Annotated in this window: 19 protein-coding genes; 10 read left to right on the top strand and 9 right to left on the bottom strand. The window is 66.9% G+C overall.

The features are described 5' to 3' along the window. Positions 1-8: 8 nt before the first annotated feature. The 6 genes from C693_RS0112375 to C693_RS0112350 all read left to right on the top strand — a co-directional run bounded on the left by C693_RS0112375 (position 9) and on the right by C693_RS0112350 (position 4,957). Complete coding sequence (locus C693_RS0112375; protein WP_017462595.1) at positions 9-602, top strand: malonic semialdehyde reductase; 594 nt, start codon at positions 9-11, stop codon at positions 600-602. A gap of 61 nt (positions 603-663) precedes the next feature. Further along, positions 664-1,248: a YceI family protein gene (locus C693_RS0112370; protein WP_017462594.1), complete on the top strand. Its 585-nt coding sequence runs from the start codon at positions 664-666 to the stop codon at positions 1,246-1,248. 168 nt (positions 1,249-1,416) lie between these two features. Next, entirely contained in the window at positions 1,417-1,623 is a 207-nt protein-coding gene (locus C693_RS0112365) for a zinc-finger domain-containing protein (RefSeq protein ID WP_017462593.1), read from the top strand. A gap of 75 nt (positions 1,624-1,698) precedes the next feature. After that, positions 1,699-2,850: a glycosyltransferase gene (locus tag C693_RS0112360; RefSeq protein ID WP_241762668.1), complete on the top strand. Its 1,152-nt coding sequence runs from the start codon at positions 1,699-1,701 to the stop codon at positions 2,848-2,850. 78 nt (positions 2,851-2,928) lie between these two features. Next, positions 2,929-4,197, top strand: coding sequence for an O-antigen ligase family protein (locus tag C693_RS0112355; protein ID WP_043598714.1), 1,269 nt, complete (start codon positions 2,929-2,931; stop codon positions 4,195-4,197). Beyond that, positions 4,187-4,957: a glycosyltransferase family 2 protein gene (locus C693_RS0112350; protein ID WP_017462590.1), complete on the top strand. Its 771-nt coding sequence runs from the start codon at positions 4,187-4,189 to the stop codon at positions 4,955-4,957. The genes C693_RS0112355 and C693_RS0112350 overlap by 11 nt, the downstream gene beginning before the upstream one ends. Here the strand turns inward: C693_RS0112350 and lpxL are convergent. Further along, positions 4,954-5,886, bottom strand: a complete 933-nt coding sequence (lpxL, locus tag C693_RS0112345; RefSeq protein ID WP_026107387.1) for an LpxL/LpxP family Kdo(2)-lipid IV(A) lauroyl/palmitoleoyl acyltransferase — start codon at positions 5,884-5,886, stop codon at positions 4,954-4,956. The two genes, C693_RS0112350 and lpxL, sit on opposite strands and share 4 nt — an antisense overlap. Positions 5,887-5,957: 71 nt before the next feature. Between lpxL and waaA the strand changes: the two genes are divergently transcribed. Further along, positions 5,958-7,232, top strand: a complete 1,275-nt coding sequence (waaA, locus tag C693_RS0112340; RefSeq protein WP_017462588.1) for a lipid IV(A) 3-deoxy-D-manno-octulosonic acid transferase — start codon at positions 5,958-5,960, stop codon at positions 7,230-7,232. Between the two features lie 79 nt (positions 7,233-7,311). Here waaA and C693_RS0112335 read toward each other — a convergent pair whose 3' ends face one another. The 3 genes from C693_RS0112335 to C693_RS0112325 all read right to left on the bottom strand — a co-directional run bounded on the left by C693_RS0112335 (position 7,312) and on the right by C693_RS0112325 (position 9,916). Beyond that, positions 7,312-8,733: a TolC family outer membrane protein gene (locus C693_RS0112335; protein ID WP_017462587.1), complete on the bottom strand. Its 1,422-nt coding sequence runs from the start codon at positions 8,731-8,733 to the stop codon at positions 7,312-7,314. 28 nt (positions 8,734-8,761) lie between these two features. Further along, positions 8,762-9,421, bottom strand: a complete 660-nt coding sequence (locus C693_RS0112330; RefSeq protein WP_026107385.1) for a protein-L-isoaspartate O-methyltransferase family protein — start codon at positions 9,419-9,421, stop codon at positions 8,762-8,764. A 111-nt stretch (positions 9,422-9,532) separates the two neighbouring features. Then, the gene (locus C693_RS0112325; RefSeq protein WP_017462585.1) at positions 9,533-9,916 is read right to left on the bottom strand and encodes a hypothetical protein; all 384 of its coding nucleotides are present in this window, start codon (positions 9,914-9,916) and stop codon (positions 9,533-9,535) included. Positions 9,917-9,996: 80 nt separating this feature from the next. Here C693_RS0112325 and C693_RS0112320 point away from each other — a divergent pair, with 80 nt between their 5' ends. The 3 genes from C693_RS0112320 to C693_RS0112310 all read left to right on the top strand — a co-directional run bounded on the left by C693_RS0112320 (position 9,997) and on the right by C693_RS0112310 (position 11,771). Then, positions 9,997-10,647 (top strand): TetR/AcrR family transcriptional regulator, encoded by a 651-nt coding sequence (locus C693_RS0112320; RefSeq protein ID WP_026107384.1) that lies wholly within the window; start codon positions 9,997-9,999, stop codon positions 10,645-10,647. Positions 10,648-10,778: 131 nt separating this feature from the next. Beyond that, a complete protein-coding gene (locus C693_RS0112315) occupies positions 10,779-11,354 on the top strand; it encodes a ferritin-like domain-containing protein (RefSeq protein WP_017462583.1) in 576 nt (191 codons plus the stop codon). Between the two features lie 36 nt (positions 11,355-11,390). Next, a complete protein-coding gene (locus tag C693_RS0112310) occupies positions 11,391-11,771 on the top strand; it encodes a hypothetical protein (protein ID WP_017462582.1) in 381 nt (126 codons plus the stop codon). A 70-nt stretch (positions 11,772-11,841) separates the two neighbouring features. Here C693_RS0112310 and ppa read toward each other — a convergent pair whose 3' ends face one another. From ppa to C693_RS0112285, 5 genes are all read right to left on the bottom strand, one after another. Continuing rightward, the gene (gene ppa, locus C693_RS0112305; RefSeq protein WP_017462581.1) at positions 11,842-12,378 is read right to left on the bottom strand and encodes an inorganic diphosphatase; all 537 of its coding nucleotides are present in this window, start codon (positions 12,376-12,378) and stop codon (positions 11,842-11,844) included. Positions 12,379-12,455: 77 nt separating this feature from the next. Continuing rightward, positions 12,456-13,289: a 2OG-Fe(II) oxygenase gene (locus tag C693_RS0112300; protein WP_017462580.1), complete on the bottom strand. Its 834-nt coding sequence runs from the start codon at positions 13,287-13,289 to the stop codon at positions 12,456-12,458. Positions 13,290-13,364: 75 nt separating this feature from the next. Beyond that, positions 13,365-15,476: a prolyl oligopeptidase family serine peptidase gene (locus C693_RS0112295; protein WP_017462579.1), complete on the bottom strand. Its 2,112-nt coding sequence runs from the start codon at positions 15,474-15,476 to the stop codon at positions 13,365-13,367. Between the two features lie 194 nt (positions 15,477-15,670). Beyond that, positions 15,671-17,740 carry a sodium-translocating pyrophosphatase gene (locus C693_RS0112290; protein WP_026107383.1) on the bottom strand — a complete coding sequence of 690 codons (2,070 nt, stop codon included), beginning with the start codon at positions 17,738-17,740 and terminating at the stop codon, positions 15,671-15,673. Positions 17,741-17,947: 207 nt separating this feature from the next. Continuing rightward, positions 17,948-18,394 (bottom strand): RcnB family protein, encoded by a 447-nt coding sequence (locus C693_RS0112285; RefSeq protein ID WP_017462577.1) that lies wholly within the window; start codon positions 18,392-18,394, stop codon positions 17,948-17,950. Positions 18,395-18,477: the final 83 nt, after the last annotated feature.

Genomic DNA, 18,477 nt, shown 5'->3' with positions numbered 1-18,477 from the left:
GGATACCCATGAGCGAGATGCTTTCCGATACCGCCCTCGACCAGCTCTTCCGCGAAGCCCGCACGTTCAACGCGTGGCAGGACCGGGAGGTCACCGACGCGCAGCTGCACCAGCTTTACGACCTGCTGAAGTTCGGTCCGACCAGTGCGAACAGTTCGCCGATGCGGCTGGTGTTCGTGAAGTCGGCCGAGGCGAAGGCGAAACTGTCGCCGTTCCTGTCCGAGGGCAACCGCGCCAAGACCATGGCCGCTCCGGTCACCGCGATCGTCGCCAACGACCACGCCTTCCACGAGAAGCTGCCGCAGCTGTTTCCGCACGCCGACGCGAAGAGCTGGTTCGAGGGCAACCAGCCGCTGATCGACACCACCGCGTTCCGCAACGCCACGCTGCAGGGCGCCTATCTGATCCTGGCCGCGCGCGCCGTGGGCCTGGATTGCGGCCCGATGTCCGGGTTCGACAACGCCGGGGTGGATGGGGCGTTCTTCGCCGGTACCTCGGTCAAGTCCAACTTCCTGGTCAACCTGGGTTACGGCGACCCCAGCCGCGACCTGTTCCCGCGCAGCCCGCGCCTGTCGTTCGACGAAGCCTGCACGATCGCCTGACCGATCCCTTTTCCGCCACCCGCCGGCGCACCGCCGACCCACCTGCTACAGGAGTTCACCCATGCGCGCGATCAAGATCCTCGCTTTTGCCGGCCTGCTCGGCGCCACCCTGGCCGCCCAGGCCGCTCCAGTCACCTACAAGCTGGATCCGACCCACACCATGGTGCTGTTCAGCTGGAACCATTTCGGTTTCTCCAACCCGACCGCCGACCTCGGCATCGCCCGGGGCACGCTGGTGTTCGATGCCGCCGATCCGGCCAGGTCGAGCGTGGACGTGACGATGCCGCTGTCCAAGCTGGACACCCACGTGGCTGCGCTTGACGAGCACCTGAAGAAGCCGGACTTCTTCAACGCCGACAAGTACCCGGTGGTGACTTTCAAGAGCACCAGGGTCGAGCCGATGGGCGGCGACAAGTTCAAGGTTACCGGCGACCTCACCGTGCATGGCGTGACCAGGCCGGTGGTGCTGGATGCCACGCTCAACAAGGCCGGCATGCACCCGATGCTGAAGGTGCCGGCGATCGGCTTCGACGCCACCGCGACGATCAAGCGTTCGGATTTCGGCGTCGGCGCCTATGTGCCGGCGGTCAGCGACGAGATCCAGATCCGCATCACCACCGAGGCCGAGGCCGCCAAGGCCAAGTAACTCCCGATCCGTTCCGCCACCCGCAGGGTCGCGTCCTTCCGGACGCGGCCCTTTTTGCTGTCTTTACGGCTGCCTGAACCAGGCCGCCGCCGTGGCGCCGCGATGGCCTGATCGGCGCCGACGGGCTGCTATGATTCGGGGTTGAGTCCGATCCCTCCGGAGTTCCCCATGTCGACCCCTTCCGGCGCGGTGACGCCGATCCCGGCGAATGCCCAAAATCGTTACGAAGTGACGCTCAGCGACCTTCCGTTGTCCTGTCCGATGCCCGGCATGGCCCTGTGGAACTCCCATCCGAAGGTCTACCTGCCGATCGTCGACGACGGCGGCGAGTCCACCTGTCCCTACTGCGGCGCGCATTACGTCCTGCGCGACTGATCATGAGGCCGGAAACTTCGGCCGGATCGCGGCTTTAGGCACGATCGCTGCTTGCCTGAAGGGATGAAGGCCTTGATGCAAGACACCATGCCTGCAGCCGCCAGTCATCCCGCCAGGGTCCTGACCGTGGTCCAGCTGATCCCGGCGCTCCATTCCGGCGGGGCCGAACGGTCCGCGCTGGAGATCGCCCGCGCGCTGGTGGCGGCCGGGCACCGTTCGGTGGTGGTGTCGGCCGGGGGACGGTTGGTCGAGCGTCTGCTGGCCGAGGGCAGCGAGCACGTCACGCTGGATATCGGTCGCAAGTCGCTTGGCACGCTCACCCGGGTGGGTGCGGTGCGCCGGGTGCTGAAGTCGCTGGATGCCGACATCGTTCACGCCCGCTCGCGGATGCCGGCCTGGATCGGTCGTCTGGCGATCCGTGGCATGGAGCGCAAGCCGCACTTCATCACCACCGTGCACGGCCTCAACTCGCCGGGTCGATACAGCGCGGTGATGCTCCGCGGCGAGCGCGTGATTGCCGTGTCGCAGACCGTGCGCGCCTACGTATTGGGTCACTACCGCTGGCTGGAGCCGGCGCGGGTGCGGGTGATACCCCGCGGCATCGATCCCGAGGCCTTCCCTTACGGCCACCGCCCCGACGATGCCTGGCAGAAGGCGTTCTTCGCCGAATTCCCGCAGCTCGACGGTGCCCCCCTGCTTACCCTGCCCGGGCGCGGCACCCGCTTGAAGGGTCACCACGACGCCATCGAACTGCTCGCCGACCTGCGCGACCGCGGCGTGGCGGCGCGGCTGCTTCTGCTGGGCGTGCTCGAACCCGGGCGCGAGGCCTATGCCGACGAATTGCGCGAACTGGTCCGCGCGCGCGGACTGCAGGCAGAGGTGGTGATGACGCCGCCGCGCGACGATATTCGCGACATCTACGCGATATCCGCGCTGGTGCTGCAGCTGTCTAACAAGCCGGAGGCCTTCGGGCGCACCGTGGTGGAGGCGCTCTCGCTGTGTCGTCCGGTGCTCGGTTATGCGCACGGCGGGGTTGGCGAGTTGCTGGCCGAGCTCTACCCGGCTGGCCGGGTGCCGCTGGGTGACCGTGAAAAGCTGGTCGAGCGGGCGGCGGAACTGCTGCGTGTCGCGCCCCCGATCCCGATGCTGCAGAGCTACCGGCTGGCCGACATGCAGCAGGCCACGCTGGAGCTTTATGAGGAAGTGGCGGGCGCAGACAAGCGCTGACCCACTCCCTGCGTGAGCCATCGCTCCGCATTCGAGCGCTCCCCCTACAATGCCGGCTTCCTCCACGCCGGTCGCAGCATGCCTCCGTTTGCCTCGTCCCTTGTCGCCGCACTGCGCTCGCCGCTGCTGCCGTTCTGGCTGGTGGTGGCGCTGCTGCCGTTCGGACGCAGCGCCGAGCTGGGAACCGCGCTGTGCCTGTTCGGCACGGTCATGCTGTTCCTGCGCTTCCCGCATGCGCTGTCACAGCACGAGGGCGCGCGCTGCCTGCTGGTGATCCTGGCCGGCTACGTGGGTGCGGCGCTGGTCTCCTCGCTGGATTCGGTGGCGCCGGGCAAGAGCTGGGAGACGGTCGCGGGCCTGCTGCGTTTCGCGCCGCTGGGTATCTACGCCTGCTTCGCCCTGCGGCGGGCCGACCGCGTGCGTACGCTCTACGTCGCGGTAGCCGCGGTAGTCGTGCTCTGGGTACTCGACGCCTGGGTACAGGCACTGACCGGTTGGAGCCTGGGCGGACATGCCGACGCCGTACGGCTGTCCGGCATCTTCGGCGCCGACAATCTCAAGCTGGGGCCGACCCTCGCCGTACTCTCGCCGTTCGTGCTGTGGGCTGCGCACGCACGGTGGGGGCGCTGGGCTTTGTGGCTGGCCGCGCTGGTACTGCTCGGGCCGGTATTGCTGGCCGGTTCGCGCGCGGCGTGGGTCTGCTATGCGGTGGTGGTGCTGGCGTTCGCCTGGCGGGAACTGGGCTCGTTGCGCCGGTTCCTGGCGTTCGGGCTGGTTGCTGCCGTGGTGCTAGCGCTGGCCGGCGCGCTGGCGTGGAAGACCTCGACCCGCTTCCATGCACGCATGGAGCGCACGCTGGAGGTCTTCAGCGGCAGCGAGCACGCGGTGGACCAGGCGCTGACCGGGCGGCTCGACATCTGGGGTACCAGCCTGCGCATGATTGCGGCGCATCCGATCAACGGCGTCGGCGTGCGCGGCTACCGCTATGCCTACCCGGAGTTCGCACCGGCCAACGACCATTTCGTCACGGCGGAGGCCTGCGGTGTGGGCGAGGGCGCCTGCCACGCCCACCAGGTCGTGCTGGAGGTGCTCACCGAGACCGGCGCGATCGGGCTGCTGCTATGGCTCGCCGCGCTGGCCTGGGCGCTGCGCTACTGGCGGCGGGTCGGGGGCGAGGCGCGCGCGCTGGCCTTTCCGGCCACGGTGGCGCTGGGCGCGATGCTGTTTCCGCTGAACACGCACCTGGCGTTCTACTCGGCCTGGTGGGGGTTGCTGTTCGCCTGGCTGCTCGGCCTGTGGTGCGCGTCGCTCGGCGCCCTGCCGGAGGAGCGTGCCGATGCCGCGTGAACCGCTGTCGGTGGTGGTGATCACCTACAACAACGCCGACACCCTCGACGCCTGCCTGCGCGAGGTGGACTGGGCCGACGAAATCGTGGTGCTCGATTCCGGCTCCACCGACGACACCGTCGCCATCGCGGAGCGCCATCGCGCGCGCGTGGCGGTGCATCCGTTCGATGACTACGGCCCGCAGAAGCAGCGTGCGATCGACATGGCGCGCCACGACTGGGTGCTCAACCTCGACGCCGACGAGATCCTTTCGCCGGGCACGCGCGAAGCGATCGAGCGGGCGTTGGAACACCCGCGCTACGCCGGCTTCCGCCTGCCCCGCCGCGAGCGCATGTTCTGGACCGTGCAGCACCGGCGAACCTGGCGCAACGGCCACCTGCGCCTGTTCGACCGCCGGCGCGGCCGCATGAACGACGTCGAGGTGCACGCGGCGGTGGAAGTGGACGGGCCGGTGAAGACATTGCGTGGCGCGGATTTCGTCAACGACGGTGACCGCGACATTGCCACCCGTGTGGACAAGATCAACCGTTACACGACCGGCATGGTGGCGTACAAGCTGCGCAGGCGTCAGCGCTTCACCGGCCTGCGCATGGTGCTTTACCCGCCGCTGTTCTTCCTGCGCCAGTACATCGGCAAGCGCTATTTCCTCAACGGCTGGGCCGGCTTCATCGCCAGCGTCACCGGGGCGTTCTACGCGTTTCTCAAATACGCCAAGCTGCACGAAGCCCGTGAGCAGCGGCGCCGTGACCGCCAACCCTAGCGCCGATACACCGGGAGCATGCCCTCCGGGCGGGTCTTGAAGCGCTTGTGTACCCACAGGTACTGCTCGGGCGCCTCGCGCGCCATCTGCTCGATGCAGGCGTTGACCCGGGCGGTGTCCTCCAGCACGTCGTCGCTTGGAATGCCCTGAAGCGGCGCCCCCAGGCGCAGCGCATAACCACCGTTGTCCGGCAGGCGACGGTGGAAGAACGGAATCACCACGGCGTTGCCCATGCGCGCCAGGTGATGGGTGGCGGTGATGGTGGCCGCAGGTACGCCGAAAAACGGCACGAACACGCTGTCCTTGCTGCGCATGTCCTGGTCCGGGGCGTACCACAGCGTGCCGCCGCCGCGCAGGTATTTGACGGTGCCACGGATATCGTCCTTCTCGAACATCGCGTCGGCATAGTGCAGGCGCGAGCGCAGTACCACCCACTCGAACACGGTCGAGTCCATGCGGCGGTACATGCCGGCAATGCGGATGCGCTGGGAGACCAGCCGGGCGCACAGTTCCAGGTGAGAAAAATGACCGCCGACCAGCAGCACCCCCTTGCCCGCAGCGCGCGCTTGCTCCAGATGCTCCAGTCCCTCGATGCTCAGCGGCAGGCGGGCGATCGCCTGGTCCCGCCCCATCCAGCCGAGGGCGAATTCGACCAGCATCAGGCCGATGTCGCGCAGGTGGGCGTCGACCAGCGCAGCCTGCTGGCCTGCGTCGAGCTCGGGAAAGCAAAGCGCGATGTTCGCCTCGGCGACCGGGCGGCGGGCCGAGTCGATGCGCATGGCGAGCGCACCCAGCCAGCGCCCCACGCGCATCAGCGCGGGATACGGCAGGCGGGCGATCAACCAGATGCATCCCACGCCCAGCCAGGCAGGCCAGTGGCGGGGAGACAGCAGGGACGCACGAAAAGGGGGGCGGGGCATGCCGGGCATCCGGACATTGTAGCCAAGGCGCCGCGCCGAGCCGCGGGGTGCGCGCTTTATACTTGCGAACCGCACAGGGGATGCTGCCGTTGCGTTATCTCTACACCTTGCTGATGTACCTGGCGACACCGGTGATCGTGTTGCGCCTGCTCACGCGCGGGATCCGCTATGGCAGTTACCACCAGCGCTGGCCGGAGCGGTTCGGACTGTTCCCCGCGCCCGGGCTGAACGGTTCGTTGTGGGTGCACGCGGTATCCGTCGGCGAGGTCAATGCGGCCGAGCCGTTGATCAAGGCGCTCCGGCTGGCGTACCCCCACGCGCCACTGGTGGTCACCACGGTGACGCCGACCGGTTCCGAGCGCGTGCGCCAGCTGTTCGGCGACAGCGTGTTCCATGTGTATCTCCCCTACGACCTGCCGTTCGCGGTGCGGCGCTTTCTGCTGCGGGTGCGTCCGCGGCTGGCGGTGATCGTCGAGACGGAGATCTGGCCGAACCTCTACTTCGCGTGCCGCCGGCGCGGGATTCCGCTGATGATCGTCAACGCGCGGCTCTCGGAGCGCTCGATGCGCGGCTACCGACCCGCACGCGGACTGGTGCGGGCCGCGCTGCGTTGCGTGAGTCTCGTGGCGGCGCAGTCGCGCACCGATGCCGCGCGCTACCGGGTGCTTGGCGCGCCGGCCGAGCGGGTGGTAGTCAGCGGCAACCTCAAGTTCGACATGCCGGTGCCCGGGCAGGCGAAGGTGGACGGCGAGGCGATGCGCGATCGCTGGGGACGCCTGCGCCCCGTCTGGATGGCGGCAAGCACCCATGAGGGTGAAGAGCTGGCCGTGCTGGAGGCTCACCTGGAAGTGCTGCAACGCCTGCCCGACGCCCTGCTGCTGCTGGCGCCGCGCCATCCCGATCGTTTCCGGCTGGTCGAACATCTGGTGCGGAATCTCGGCTTCACCGCGGGGACACGCAGCGCCGATCGGGTTCCCGCAGCGGTGCACCAAGTGTTCGTGATCGACGCGATGGGCGAGCTGATGCCGTTTTTCGCCGCGTCGGATCTTGCGTTTGTCGGTGGCAGCCTGGTGCCGATCGGCGGCCACAACGTGCTCGAGCCGGCGTCGCTGTCGCGGCCGGTGCTGGTGGGGCCGCACACTTTCAATTTCGACGACATCACGCAGACGCTCGTCCGCGAGGGAGGGGCGGCCCGGATCGAGAGCGGCGACCGGCTCGGTGCCGCCGTTCAGCAGTTGCTGCGGGATGCTCCGACACTGGGGCAGATGGGGCGGTGCGCGCACGATGTCTTCGCCAGCGAGCAGGGCGCGGTCCAGCGTGTGATGACCCTGATCGACCGCATGCTGCAGGAGTGACGCGCGGCAACGGAAACAGAAAGGCCGCCCGGAGGCGGCCTTCCTTGATGGGCTTGCCGGGGATGGTCCGGCAACAACGTCACTCGAGCAGGGTGTTGATCGATTCCATGTCCTTGAAGTCCGCCGCGCCGGCGGCCTGCTTCAGCAGCAGCTTGTCGAGGATGAACTGGTGGCGCGCCTGCGAGTACTGGCTTTCGGAGGACGTCAGGGTCTGGATGGCGGTCAGCACGTCGAGGATGGTCTTGGTACCGACGCTGAAGCCGGCACGCGTGGCGTCCAGTGCCTTCTGTCCGGCCTCGACCGCGGACTTGGCCGCCTCCACCTGGCTGATCCCGGCAATCACCGAGCGATAGTAGTTCAGCGTGTTGCGCTGGACCTGGCGGCGGTCGGCTTCCAGCGAGTCCTGGGCGGCATCACGCTGATAGATCGACTGGCGTACCCGCGACTGGGTGGCGCCACCGGAGAACAGCGGCACCGACAGCGTCAGGCCGACCGTGGTGGAGCTGGGGCGGCGGAAATGGTCCGTCGAGTTCTGGTACCAGGTTGCGCCCTTGCCGTAGTTCACCGTTGCGCTGATCGTCGGCAGGTGACCGGCGCGCGCTGCGGAAATGCTGTGCTCGGCCGCGTCCACGCTGTACTTGTCGGACAGCAGGTTGGGGTTGTTCTGCAGCGCCTGCTGCACCCAGGCCTTCTGGTCGTTCGGCTGCGGCGGATCCATCGGCAGGTCGTCGCGGAGTTGCTTCAGCTCGCCGGTGGGCTTGCCGGTGATCTGCGCGAGCGCCTCGCGCGCGTCGTCCAACGCATTCTGCGCGGCGATGGTCTGCGCCTTGGCCGATTCGTAGAACGACTTGGCCTGGTAGACGTCGGTGATCGCCGACAGGCCGACCTTGTAGCGCTGGTCCGACTGCTCGTACTGCTGCCGGTAGGCTTCTTCATTGGCCTTGGCGAAGGTCAGCGAGTCCTGGCTGGTGAGCACGTTGAAGTAGGCGGTGGCCACGCGTACGAACAGATCCTGCAGAGCCGCCTGGTACAGCGCATCCTGTGCGCTCGCCTGGGAATGCGCGGCCTTGAGATCGGCAATCTTGCTCAGGTCGAGGACACTCTGGTTGAGAGTGGCCGAAATATCCCGTGAGCGGGAGTGGCCGACATTGCCGCTGGCCGCACCCGACTGCAACGGGCCCGTGCAGTTGTAGTTGCCGCTCCCTGCCGCGATGCCGCTGCAGAGGTAGCTGTCAGCGCCGTAATTTTGCGAGCTAGTGCCGGTGTTGCTGCTGCTGTTGCCATTGGTCTGGCTCAGCGTCAGCCCGGCCGAGATCTGCGGCAGCAGCAGCGCACGCGCCTGGGTTACTCCCTCGCCGACCGAAAGGCGCTGGGCATCCGCCTGGGAAAGCACCGGGTCATTGGCGCGCGCTTCCCGATAAGCATCCAGCAAATCCTCGCCGTGGCTGGGCAGCGAAATTGCCGACAGAGCCAGGGCAAGAGTCAGAAGCTTCAAACGCATGAGGTGCCTCGCAGGTCTCGAAAGGGGGTCAGAAAACGAACTGGCGCGGTGGTTCGGCGTGCACCAGGTAGGGGAGGTCGGTTTCCAGCAGTACCTCTTCGCGATAGCGTCCGGGGCCTTCCTGGGTCATCAGCACGACCTGCTGCGCCGGAGACATGCCACGGATCGCCAGCAGACGACCGCCGGGCTTGAGCCAGGCGAGCATGCGTTCGGGCAGGTGGGCCACGGCGCCGGTCAGCACGACCACGTCGAACTGGCCGGTGGGCGACCAGCCGATCACGGCGTCGCCGGTATCCAGCGTGACGTTGCCCACGCCGGCGGCAGTCAGCCGCTGCGCGGCGGTGTGGGTGAAGTCGGCATGGATATCCACGCTGACCACCTGTCCGGCAAGGCCCGCCAGGCAGGCCGTGAAAAAGCCCGAACCGGTGCCGACCTCCAGCACCCGGTCATCCGGATTGAGCTCCAGCGCCTGCAGCAGGCGACCCTCGAGCACCGGCTTCATCATCACTTCGCCGTGGCCCAGCGGCAGGCACACGTCGGCGAAGGCCAGCTGGCGATGTTCGGGGGCCACGAAATCTTCGCGCCGCACCCGTCCAAGGACGTCCAGCACCCGCGCGTCAAGCACCTCCCAGGGGCGCACCTGGTTTTCCACCATGTTCTGCCGCGCCTGTTCGAAGTTCATCGCCATGTTCTGCCACGTCCCGTACGGATCGAAAAAGGTCAAAAAGGATAAGCGCTTAGGCCATTTCCGACAATCGCTAGCGTGCGGGCTGCGCACGCGCGGCCGAAGTGCCGGAAGTCACCGCGTGGCGCTGACGGAAGTCATGTGTGGCGCGGTGTCCGCGGACACCGGCCGTTCGGCGGTCAGGCGCACGGCCTCCACGGTGTACATGGATGGCAATGTCGCCAGAGTGGTCCGCATCAATGCGTGCAGGGATGCGTCCAGTTGTCGCAGGCGTTCATCCAGGCGCCGGCTGCCCCGGCAGCGCTCGGCGCTGACGATCCAGGCCAGCCAGCGGGCGAGCCGGTGGCGATCGACCAGGCCCAGCTGGGCGACGGCGGTCCGCGTCCTGAACGCCTCGCGTCGGGCGGCCGCATGCCGGGCATCGATCCACTGCGAAAGTACGCGCTGCGCGTGGCGATACACTGGCGAGAGGGTCAGTTCCATGAACGTCGTCTGCACTGGCGGGATTTCCCTGAGCTGGAAATAATTGGACCGACCCGTATAATAATTTTGCTGCCGAGCATTGTGAAGGTATGTCGATGAGTTCTGCCTCGCCCGTGAAATGCCAAGGCCCGGGCCGCCCGAAAGACATGGAAAAACGCGCCGCTATCCTGGAAGCGGCCAAGGCGCTGTTTGTCCGAAATGCCTTCGCCGGCACCAGCATGGATGCGGTGGCCTCCGAGGCTGGCGTCTCCAAGCTGACCGTGTACAGCCATTTCGGCGACAAGGACAACCTGTTTCGCGAGGTCATCCGTGCCCGCGTGCAGGATCTCATTCCGGACAACACTTACGACTTCGATCCCTCCGTCGACATTGGCCAGACCCTGCTCAGGATCGCGCTGACCCACGCGCGGCTGGATTGCGATCGCGAGACAGTCGGCACTTTCCGCGCCATCCTCAGCGACTGCCGCCAGGGCAACCCGCGCTATGGACGCCTGCTGTGGGAGGAGGGGCCGATGCGCACTCACGGCCTGATGGAACGCCTGCTGCAGCGTGCCGTTGACGCAGGCCTGCTCTGCATAGAAGACATCCCGCGCGCCGCCGTGCAGTTCCTTTCGCTGATCAAGGGTGATCTGGTGTTGCGCCGCATGTTCGGCTGTGACGATTGCCAGCAGGCCTACGCGGAGGAGATCGAGGCGACCGCCAGGGCAGGCGTGTCGACATTCCTGCGGGCTTACCAGCAGCACTGAGCTGGCCCCAGGCCTCCACTCGCGAAATCCTCGCGTCGGCTTCACCGGCGCTTCGCACCGAATTCCTAGGATGGTACGGGTGCCTGCCGCCAAAGGCAGGCAAGCCCCTGATCAAGCCAAGGAGTTGCGGTATGTCCAGCAAACCTTTCGTCAGCGATATCGAGACGATCCGCAAGCGCGCCCGCGAGCATATCGAGCGCGGCGCCGTGACCGCCGGCTACGGCGCCGACCGCGATACTGTGGTCAATCTGCTCAACGAGGCCCTCGCGACCGAGATCGTCTGCGTGCTGCGCTACAAGCGGCACTACTTCATGGCCTCCGGCATCCATGCCAAGAGTGTCGCGGCCGAGTTCCTCGAACATGCCAACGAGGAGCAGTCGCATGCCGATCGCATCGCCGAACGCATCACCCAGCTCGACGGCGCGCCCAATTTCAATCCGGACGGACTGCTCACCCGCGCCCATGCCGACTACGTGGAAGGCGACGACCTCGTCGACATGATCAAGGAGGACCTGGTTGCCGAGCGCATCGCGATCGACAGCTATCGGGCCATCATCCGCTTCCTGGGCAATGACGATCCGACCACCCGCCGGATGATGGAAGAGATCCTCGCCATGGAGGAAGAGCACGCCGAGGACATGTCCACCCTGCTGGAAGAGCTCGGCAAGAAAGGCGAGCCCGCCAAGGCTGCCCGGAAGACGCACTGATCCGGCGCGCGCCGGGCAACACCGAGGAACCACCCCATGAGCATCCTGCATGGACGTTGTGCCTGCGGAACGATCGGCTACGAGGCGCGAGTGGATTACCTCGATCGCCGCTTTTGCGAATGCCCGTTGTGTCTCGGATTGCTCGACCACCGTGTAGTGGTGGGCGTGATGGTCGTGCCGCGTGGCGGTCTGAGCTGGCACGGTCAGGCGCCGGTGCTCTACGAGGACGAGGGCAGGGGCGTGCGTGCGGTCTGCGGTGTCTGCGGCAGCACGCTGGCCACATGGACGCCCGGCGGAAGCCTCGTGGATCTGGATGCGAGCCTGCTGGATGACGAGGGGGCGATCGGCTCACGCTCGCACGTGCGGCCTCCGCCACGGGTTCCGCTGATCAGCGTCGCGCCGGCCCCTGCCGGATAGTCGTATCGACGACCGGAAGCAAAAAAGGCGCGCCCCGGGGCGCGCCTTTTTATTCCTGCGGAGGGATGGATCAGCCCTTGTCCTGCACGTAGCGCTCGATACCCTTGAGCACTTCCGCCTTGGCCTCGGCCGCCTTGGCCCAGCCATCGAGCTTGACCCACTTGCCCTTCTCCAGGTCCTTGTAGTGCTCGAAGAAGTGGCCGATGCGCTCGAGCCAGTGGCCGGACACGCCGTCGATGTCGTGGATGTGCGCGTAGCCGGCGAAGATCTTCTCCACCGGCACGACCACCAGCTTTTCGTCACCACCGGCCTCGTCGGTCATGCGCAGCATGCCGACCGGATGGCAACGGATCACCGAGCCCGGGATCAGCGGCAGCGGCAGGATCACCAGCGCGTCCAGCGGGTCGCCGTCGTCGCCCAGCGTGCCAGGCACGTAGCCGTAGTTGCACGGATAGCGCATCGGGGTGGACAGGATGCGGTCGACGAAGATCGCGCCCGAGGCCTTGTCCACCTCGTACTTGACCGGCTCGGCGTCCTTGGGGATTTCGATGATGACGTTGATTTCGTCCGGCACGTTGCGGCCGGCACTGACCAGATCCAGACCCATGAAGGTGATCCTGCACTAGGAGAAAGTAGGGCCGGATAGGATAAGGCAACTGCTGCTGCGACGCAGCACTCCCGCCATCAGCGGACGAATGGGCGTTCACGCAACCATTTGGTGGCGATCCATTTCTCGCCGCGCTCGACCGGCAGTCCGGCGTGCAGCGAGGACGTGTCGTTCGTCTCGTACGCGAAGTAGACGGCCGATCCTTTCAGCGCTGTCACGGTGAACCCCGCGTTGGGGAAGCCGGTGCCGCCGCCGGCTTCGGGCGTATTGAGGTATATCACCACGCTCGCGATGCGCTGACCGCCGTGCGCCGTGACTGCCTCGAATCCCGGCTGCGTCGGGTCGAACCAGTCGTAGTGCGGCTCATATTCCTGGCCCGTTCCGTAGTGCAGCACCTGCAGGCCCTCGCCATGGCTGACCGGGATCTCCAGCAAGGCGGCAATGCGTGACTCGATACGCTCGATCAGTGGCGATTCGCCGAGTCGGAAAAACATGCCCTCGCTGGTGCGGCGCTGGTCGACCTGCTGTCCTCCCTGCGCGTCGACGGTTCGTGCCCGGTCGAGGCGGGGGCGAGCGAGCTCGATCAGCTCGTCGCATTCGCCGGCATCGAGCAGCTGGTCGAGCACGCGCACCACCGGCTCGTCGAGCGAAGCCAGCACGCGCACGTCGCGGTCACCGGCATGGACTGTCGGTGCTTCCGGGTGACGCGGGCGCAGGGTATGGGGACGCGCCACACCGGTCAGCGCCGCGAGCGGCATCTTCAGCACCGTGGCCACGACGCTGCGGCTCTCCCTGGGGTCGTAGCCGGCTTCTTTCAGTTGAAGCAGGATCTGGTCGACGCTCAGGCCGTTGCGGGTGGAGTCGAGGATCCACTGGCGCAGTTCGGGACGGATGCTGGCTGTTCGCTTCATACCGGCAGGTAACGGGGGGGGAGAGCACGATCATAAGCCAGCCCCGCGGCCTGTGTCGGCAGCGGGGCATCGCGATCACCGCAACTCATTCCAGAGGAACGAGTAGGCGAGGGCGTGCATGTAAGCCGACTGGCGGTTGTCCGCCCCCGCGCCGTGACCGCCCTCGGTGTTCTCGTAGAACCAGACGTTGCGGTAGCCCATACCTTGCATCTTCGCGGCCATCTTGCGTGCCTGCACCGGGCCGACGCGGTCGTCGCTGGTGGCGGTGTAGAAGAGCACCGGCGGATAGTGCATGCCCGCCTTAACGTTCTGGTATGGCGAAAAAGTCCGGATGAAGTTCCAGTCCGAGGTATCCGGGTTGCCGTATTCGGCCATCCACGAAGCACCGGCGGACAGGTGGCTGTACCGCTTCATGTCCAGCAGCGGCACCTCGCAGGCGATCGCCCCGAACAGTTGCGGGTACAGCGTGAGCATGTTGCCCATCAGCAGGCCGCCGTTGCTGCCGCCCTCGGCGCCGAGGTGTTCCGGCGAAGTGATCCCGCGGTGCACCAGGTCTTGCGCCACCGCGGCGAAGTCCTCGTAGGCGCGCAGCCGCTTGGCCTTGAGCGCCGCCTGGTGCCAGGCCGGGCCGTACTCGCCGCCGCCACGGATGTTGGCGATGACGTAGACGCCGCCGCGGTCGAGCCATGCGCGCCCGATGCTGCCGCTGTAGGTGGGCAACAGCGAAACCTCGAAGCCACCGTAGCCGTAGAGCAGCGTCCGGTTGCTGCCGTCGAGCTTCATCGTCTTCGGTGCGATCTCGAAATAAGGCACGCGGGTGCCGTCCTTCGAGGCGACGAAGTGCTGGCTGACGACGAACTTCGACGCGTCGAAGAACGCCGGTTCGCGCTTGAGCGTTTCCGGGGCCGCGCCGCCAATGACGCCGTATTGCAGCGAGGACGGGGTGAGGAAGCCGGTGACGCCCAGCCAGTATTCGTCACTGTGGTCCGGGTCGGTGTCCACCACGCTGACCGTGCTGAGCGCGGGCGCGCCCTCCATCGGGGCCTGCTTCCAGCCGCCGGCTTCCGGGGAGAGCACTTCCAACCGGCTCTTCACGTCGTCCAGCACGTCGAGAATCAGGTGGTGGCGCGTCCAGCTGTAGGACGCCAGCGAGGTGTGCGCATCAGGCTTGAACAGGACCTCGAATTGCCGCTTGCCTGCCATGAAATCGTCGAAGCGGGTGACCAGCAGCGCGCCGGAGGGATAGGTGGTGTCTCCCACGGTCCACGGCGATCGGGTTTCGACCAGCAGCCACTCGCGATGGGCGTCGGCGGTGGCGTCCTCGGGCACCTCGACCCGCTGGAGCTTGCCGTCCTTGCGCAGGAACAGCTGGCTGTGGAAGAAATCCTTGGCCACCGAGACGAAGTCCCGCTCGAATCCGGGCGTATCGTCGTGGCTGGCGCCCACCGCCAGATCCTTGGGCGTGCCTTCGTACACGACCTTCGCCTGGTCCAGCGGCGTGCCGCGGCGCCACTCCTTGACGATGCGGGGATAGCTGGACTCGGTCATCGAGCCCGGGCCGAAATCGGTGCCGACGAAGATGGTGTCGCGATCGATCCAGTCCACCTCGCTCTTGGCGACGGGCAGCGCGAAGCCGCCCTCGACGAAGGAGCGCGATGGCACGTCGAACTCTCGCACCGCCACCGCGTCGCCGCCGTCCGGTGACAGCGAAACCAGGCAGCGGGTGTAATCGGGCTTCAGGCACTGAACGCCTTTGAATACCCAGCGCTTGTTCTCGGCCTTGTTCAGTGCGTCGACGTCCAGCAGCACGTCCCAGTGCGGCTTCTCCTTGCGGAACTCCGCCAGCGTCGTGCGACGCCACAAGCCGCGCGGGTGCGCCTTGTCGCGCCAGAAGTTGTACAGGTAGTCCCCCATCCGGCTGACGTAGGGGATGTGTTCGTCCGAGTCGAGCACCTCGAGAATCTGCTTGCGCGTCTTCTCGAACGCGGCGTCGTCGGCGAACCGCTTGGCGGTGGCCTCGTTCTGCTGCTTTACCCAGGCCAGCGGCTTCTGTCCGTGGATGTTCTCCAGCCAGAGATAGGGGTCATTGCCGTCGCCTGTCGGTACGGCGGGTGCTTGTGCGTGGCTCATGCCGGCAAGAGTGACACTGGCGGCCAGTGCGAGCCAGATCGAGGGCCTCGAAGTCATGTGGGAGATCCTTGCCAAAGGCGTGTCGTGCAGGGATGAGGGGGGGCGGTAGTGCCTTGTGTCCCCCGGCCGGTGACCGAAGATGCGTCGCCCGGGATGGCGCGCCGGACCCATGGGCTGCGAGCACCACCGTGGCAGGTGGGCGATGGGGGTGATGCGCCCGGCTAGCGATGATGCGGCCGGGCGCAGTGCCTCTACAGCAGCGGGATCAGCAGCAGCGCCACAATGTTGATGATCTTGATCAGCGGGTTCACCGCCGGGCCGGCGGTGTCCTTGTAGGGGTCGCCCACGGTGTCGCCGGTGACGGCGGCCTTGTGCGCCTCCGAACCCTTGCCGCCGTGGTGCCCATCCTCGATGTACTTCTTGGCGTTGTCCCAGGCGCCGCCGCCGGTGGTCATCGAGATCGCCACGAACAGACCGGTGACGATGGTGCCGATCAGCACGCCGCCCAGCGCCTGCGCGCCGGCTTCCGAGCCACCCAGCCACTTGAAGCCCAGCACCACGACGACCGGCACCAGCACCGGCAGCAGCGACGGCACGATCATCTCCTTGATCGCCGCGCGGGTCAGCATGTCCACCGCCTTGTCGTACTGCGGTTTGGCAGTGCCTTCCATGATCCCGGGAATGCTGCGGAACTGCCGGCGCACCTCCTCGACCACCGCACCGGCCGCGCGGCCGACCGCTTCCATCGCCATCGCGCCGAACAGGTACGGGATCAGGCCGCCAATCAGCAGGCCGATGATCACGTAGCGGTTGGACAGGTCGAACGACGGCGCGTGACCCCCGAAATGGGCGGCGAGGTTGTGCGTGTAGTCTGCGAACAGCACCAGCGCGGCCAGTGCCGCCGAACCGATCGCATAGCCCTTGGTGACCGCCTTGGTGGTGTTGCCCACCGCGTCGAGCGGGTCGGTGATCGCGCGGACCTCCGGCGGCAGCTCGGCCATTTCGGCAATGCCGCCGGCGTTGTCGGTGATCGGGCCGTAGGCGTCGAGCGCCACGATCATGCCGGCCATCGACAGCATGGCCGTGGCGGCGATGGCGATGCCATACAGCCCGGCGAACGCATAGGCGCTCCAGATCGCCGCGCAGATCACGATCACCGGCAGCGCGGTGGCCTTCATCGAGATGCCCAGGCCGGCGATGATGTTGGTGCCGTGACCGGTGGTCGAGGCCTGCGCGATGTGCTGCACCGGCTTGAACTGGGTGCCGGTGTAGTACTCGGTGATCCACACGATCAGGCCGGTCAGCACCAGGCCGATCAACGAGCAGTAGAAGATCGCGTGGCTGGAGATGACCATGCCCTCGGCATCGGTCAGTCCCTGCGGCAGCAGGCCCGCGGTGACGAACCAGAAGGCGATCGCCGAGAGCACCGCCGAGACGATCACGCCCTTGTAAAGCGCTCCCATGATCGAGCCGCCGTCCTTCACCCGCACGAAGAACGTGGCGATGATGGACGCGATGATCGACACGCCGCCCAGCAGCAGCGGATACATCACCGCATCCACGTTGCCGGCGAAGCTCAGGCCGGCCAGCAACATCGTGGCGATGATGGTCACCGCGTAGGTCTCGAACAGGTCGGCCGCCATGCCGGCGCAGTCGCCCACGTTGTCGCCCACGTTGTCGGCGATCACCGCCGGATTGCGCGGATCGTCCTCGGGAATGCCGGCCTCCACCTTGCCGACCAGGTCGGCGCCGACGTCGGCGCCCTTGGTGAAGATGCCGCCGCCCAGGCGGGCGAAGATCGAGATCAGCGACGAACCGAAGGCCAGCCCGACCAGCGCGTGCAGCGCGGACTCCCCGCTGGCCCCCAGGTGGCCGAGCACCAGGTAATATCCGGCCACGCCCAACAGGCCCAGGCCGACCACCAGCATGCCGGTGATCGCGCCGCCGCGGAACGCCACGTCCATCGCCTGCCGCATGCCATGGCGTGCCGCCTCGGCAGTACGCACGTTGGCGCGCACCGAGACATTCATGCCGATGTAGCCGGCGGCGCCGGATAGCACCGCGCCCACGAGAAAGCCCACCGCGGTAAGCCAGTTGAGACCGAAACCGATGACCACGAACAGCACCACGCCGGCAATCGCGATCGTGGAGTACTGGCGGTTCAGGTAGGCGCGGGCGCCTTCCTGCACGGCTGCAGCGATTTCCCGCATCCGCTCGTTGCCGGCCGACTGCGCCAGGACCCAGCGCACCGACAATCCCCCGTAAAGAATCGCTATCACCGCACAAGCCAATACCAACCACACGCCATACTGCTGCAGCATCGGAACCTCCCCATGAGTAGTCACCGTGGTGCCGGGCGGTTCGGGAACGCGCCCGAGATGGCCGTCTAGAGATCAGGCGGTCCCGGCGAGTATAGGCAGAGCGTGTGACGCTCGCCGTTGTGCGCTGCAATGCATGGGGGCGTGCCGCAAAAGAAAGGCGGCGCTGAAGCGCCGCCTTGCCGGACACTTAATTCCTTCGCCGCAGAATCAGTGCAGCGCCATGTCCAGGATGATGCCGGTGGCAATGCCGACCAGCAGGTAGTCGCCGCCGTCGGCGCGCACCCAGTGGTAGCCGCGCGGCGGCCTGCGCAGCCGGTACTCGCGATAGTCGTGGACCACGTAGACCGGTCCTTCATAGCGATGACCGCGCTCCCAGCGGTGACCCGGGGGCACCCAGTCCCGGTCATGACCGTGGCCGCGGCCGTGGTCCCGGTAGTCATCGCCCCGGCGGCCCTCGTACCGGCGCCTGTCGTCATAGCGGTCGTGGTCGCGATCGTCGCCACGGTCATGACCGTGGCCATGACCACGGTCGTGATCCTGACCCTGACCGTGCCAGCCGTGGTCACCGCGATCACCGTGGTCTGGCTGTGCCATGGCCAGCCCGCTGCAGGTCACCAGCGCAGTCGCAAGCAGCATGGAAGTGAGCAGTTTCATGGCGTCCTCCTTCTGGACGTCGGCCGGAATTGGCCTTTGCGGTGTTGCGGCTGTGAGGCTAGGGAGTCGAGCCTGAATCGAAT

The organism is Dyella ginsengisoli LA-4 (assembly GCF_000334915.1).
Taxonomy (GTDB): domain Bacteria; phylum Pseudomonadota; class Gammaproteobacteria; order Xanthomonadales; family Rhodanobacteraceae; genus Dyella_A; species Dyella_A ginsengisoli_A.
Note: the sequence above shows the minus strand (reverse complement) of the source record. Positions and strands in the feature narration are given on the sequence as shown.

Bases quoted from the DNA above. Each gene is read 5' to 3' on its own strand.
- C693_RS0112355 (WP_043598714.1), top strand. From the start codon at position 2,929: ATGCCTCCGTTTGCCTCGTCCCTTGTCGCCGCACTGCGCTCGCCGCTG.
- C693_RS0112320 (WP_026107384.1), top strand. From the start codon at position 9,997: ATGAGTTCTGCCTCGCCCGTGAAATGCCAAGGCCCGGGCCGCCCGAAA.
- C693_RS0112335 (WP_017462587.1), bottom strand. From the start codon at position 8,733: ATGCGTTTGAAGCTTCTGACTCTTGCCCTGGCTCTGTCGGCAATTTCG.
- C693_RS0112365 (WP_017462593.1), top strand. From the start codon at position 1,417: ATGTCGACCCCTTCCGGCGCGGTGACGCCGATCCCGGCGAATGCCCAA.
- lpxL (WP_026107387.1), bottom strand. From the start codon at position 5,886: ATGCCCGGCATGCCCCGCCCCCCTTTTCGTGCGTCCCTGCTGTCTCCC.
- C693_RS0112300 (WP_017462580.1), bottom strand. From the start codon at position 13,289: ATGAAGCGAACAGCCAGCATCCGTCCCGAACTGCGCCAGTGGATCCTC.
- C693_RS0112330 (WP_026107385.1), bottom strand. From the start codon at position 9,421: ATGGCGATGAACTTCGAACAGGCGCGGCAGAACATGGTGGAAAACCAG.
- C693_RS0112360 (WP_241762668.1), top strand. From the start codon at position 1,699: ATGCAAGACACCATGCCTGCAGCCGCCAGTCATCCCGCCAGGGTCCTG.
- C693_RS0112295 (WP_017462579.1), bottom strand. From the start codon at position 15,476: ATGACTTCGAGGCCCTCGATCTGGCTCGCACTGGCCGCCAGTGTCACT.
- C693_RS0112315 (WP_017462583.1), top strand. From the start codon at position 10,779: ATGTCCAGCAAACCTTTCGTCAGCGATATCGAGACGATCCGCAAGCGC.
- waaA (WP_017462588.1), top strand. From the start codon at position 5,958: ATGCTGCCGTTGCGTTATCTCTACACCTTGCTGATGTACCTGGCGACA.
- C693_RS0112370 (WP_017462594.1), top strand. From the start codon at position 664: ATGCGCGCGATCAAGATCCTCGCTTTTGCCGGCCTGCTCGGCGCCACC.
- C693_RS0112290 (WP_026107383.1), bottom strand. From the start codon at position 17,740: ATGCTGCAGCAGTATGGCGTGTGGTTGGTATTGGCTTGTGCGGTGATA.
- C693_RS0112350 (WP_017462590.1), top strand. From the start codon at position 4,187: ATGCCGCGTGAACCGCTGTCGGTGGTGGTGATCACCTACAACAACGCC.
- C693_RS0112375 (WP_017462595.1), top strand. From the start codon at position 9: ATGAGCGAGATGCTTTCCGATACCGCCCTCGACCAGCTCTTCCGCGAA.
- ppa (WP_017462581.1), bottom strand. From the start codon at position 12,378: ATGGGTCTGGATCTGGTCAGTGCCGGCCGCAACGTGCCGGACGAAATC.
- C693_RS0112310 (WP_017462582.1), top strand. From the start codon at position 11,391: ATGAGCATCCTGCATGGACGTTGTGCCTGCGGAACGATCGGCTACGAG.
- C693_RS0112285 (WP_017462577.1), bottom strand. From the start codon at position 18,394: ATGAAACTGCTCACTTCCATGCTGCTTGCGACTGCGCTGGTGACCTGC.